The organism is Mesorhizobium sp. WSM4822 (assembly GCF_055811155.1).
On sequence record NZ_JBVVQM010000058.1, the window covers coordinates 1 to 1,848 of the forward strand.

2 protein-coding genes are annotated in these 1,848 nt (G+C 62.4%); both read left to right on the top strand.

Annotated features, from left to right (window positions below):
- On the top strand, nucleotides 1–288 hold a 288-nt coding region (groES, locus tag AC0L3E_RS34485; protein ID WP_473606895.1), incomplete at its 5' end, for a co-chaperone GroES.
- A gap of 64 nt (nucleotides 289–352) precedes the next feature.
- Nucleotides 353–1,848 (top strand): chaperonin GroEL (gene groL, locus AC0L3E_RS34490; RefSeq protein WP_473606896.1); only part of this gene is annotated, 1,496 nt, incomplete at its 3' end.

Here is a 1,848-nt window from a genome sequence, read left to right on the forward strand (position 1 = left end):
TCGAAGTTCCGCCCGCTTCATGACCGCGTGGTCGTTCGCCGGGTCGAATCCGAATCCAAGACCGCTGGCGGGATCATCATCCCCGACACGGCAAAGGAAAAGCCGCAGGAAGGCGAGATCATCGCTGTCGGCTCCGGCGCCCGTGACGAAGCTGGCAAGCTGGTCCCGCTGGACGTCAAGGCCGGCGACCGCATCCTGTTCGGCAAGTGGTCGGGCACCGAAGTCAAGCTCAATGGCGAAGACCTTCTGATCATGAAGGAATCCGACATCATGGGCATCATGGGCTGATATCAGGCCTTTCCCCGTCAACTGAATTCCCGGGCTCGATCAAAGCCCCTGCCAGGAGCTAAAAATGGCTGCCAAAGACGTAAAATTCTCCCGTGATGCCCGCGAGCGCATGCTGCGCGGCGTCAACATCCTCGCCGACGCGGTGAAAGTCACGCTCGGCCCCAAGGGCCGCAACGTCGTCATCGACAAGTCGTTCGGCGCCCCGCGCATCACCAAGGACGGCGTTACCGTCGCCAAGGAAATCGAGCTTGAAGACAAGTTCGAGAACATGGGCGCGCAGATGGTCCGCGAAGTCGCTTCGAAGACCAACGACATCGCCGGCGACGGCACCACGACCGCAACCGTTCTGGCACAGTCGATCGTCCAGGAAGGCCACAAGGCCGTTGCCGCCGGCATGAACCCGATGGACCTGAAGCGCGGCATCGATCTCGCGGTAACCGACGTCGTTGCGACGCTGATCAAGAACGCCAAGAAGATAAAGACCTCGGAAGAGGTTGCCCAGGTCGGCACGATCGCCGGCAACGGCGACGAGTCGGTCGGCAAGATGATCGCGGAAGCGATGCAGAAGGTCGGCAACGAAGGCGTCATCACGGTTGAGGAAGCCAAGACCGCCGAGACCGAACTCGAAGTCGTCGAAGGCATGCAGTTCGACCGCGGCTATCTCTCGCCCTACTTCGTCACCAACGCCGACAAGATGGTTGCCGAACTCGAGGACGTCTACATCCTCCTGCACGAGAAGAAGCTTTCCAACCTCCAGGCCATGCTGCCGGTTCTCGAAGCCGTCGTGCAGACCTCGAAGCCGCTGCTCATCATCTCGGAAGACGTCGAAGGCGAGGCTCTGGCCACGCTGGTCGTCAACAAGCTGCGTGGCGGCCTGAAGATCGCCGCCGTCAAGGCGCCGGGCTTCGGTGATCGCCGCAAGGCCATGCTGGAAGACATCGCCATCCTCACCGGTGGCCAGGTCATCTCGGAAGACCTCGGCATCAAGCTCGAGAACGTCGGCCTCAACATGCTCGGCCGCGCCAAGAAGGTGTCGATCTCCAAGGAGAACACCACCATCGTCGACGGCGCCGGCAAGAAGGAAGAGATCCAGGGCCGCGTCGCCCAGATCAAGCAGCAGATCGAAGAGACCACTTCGGACTACGACAAGGAGAAGCTGCAGGAACGTCTGGCGAAGCTCGCCGGCGGCGTTGCGGTGATCCGCGTCGGCGGCGCGACGGAAGTCGAAGTCAAGGAAAAGAAGGACCGCGTCGACGACGCCCTCAACGCGACCCGCGCGGCCGTCGAAGAAGGCATCGTTGCTGGTGGTGGCGTCGCGCTGCTGCGCGCTTCGGCCAACATCAAGGCCACCGGCGTCAACGCCGACCAGGCCGCCGGCATCAACATCGTTCGTCGTGCGCTGCAGGCTCCGGCCCGCCAGATCGCGGCCAACGCCGGTGCGGAAGCATCGATCGTTGCCGGCAAGATCCTTGAGAACAAGGGCGCGACCTTCGGCTACAACGCCCAGACCGGCGAATATGGCGACATGATCGCCATGGGTATCGTCGATCCGGTCAAGGT